The sequence below is a fragment of the Kitasatospora sp. NPDC059747 genome (assembly GCF_042732955.1).
Classification (GTDB): Bacteria; Actinomycetota; Actinomycetes; order Streptomycetales; family Streptomycetaceae; genus Kitasatospora.
In genome coordinates this window covers 49,887-50,338 of the sequence record NZ_JBHWGV010000035.1, presented here as the reverse complement: position 1 = coordinate 50,338, position 452 = coordinate 49,887, and positions in this window count along the sequence as shown.

Below are 452 nucleotides of genomic sequence, written 5' to 3'. Positions count from 1 at the left end.
GTGTGCGCCTCTGGCTCTTCTGGGTGCGCTTGGCGCCGCCCCCCCCCCGCGCCCGCCGCCCCCCCCCCCCCCCCCGCACCCCCCCCCCCCCCCCCCCGGGGACGGTGGTCGCCGGTTCTCAGCACTGCGGCCGACGGCCGTGGTTGGCTCCGCGCCTGGCCCGTGCCTTCTTCTTGCGCCGCCTCTTCGATGACATGACACCGTTCCTCTCTCCAGGACCGCCCCCTGCGTCCCACCGTTCCACACCGGCCCGGAACGGGCCTGTCGAGCGCCCGGGGAGGGCGATGGAGGCGGCGGACACCGGAAGGCGGCGGGCACCGGAAGGCGGCAGGCCGGGTGTCCGCGTCGCCGTCCGGCCACGCTGCGCTCGGCTGCGGCTTCGTCCGCGCGGTTCACCCGGACGAGCCCGGGACCCGCCCCCCCCCCCCCCCCCCCCCGCGGCGGCAACAACC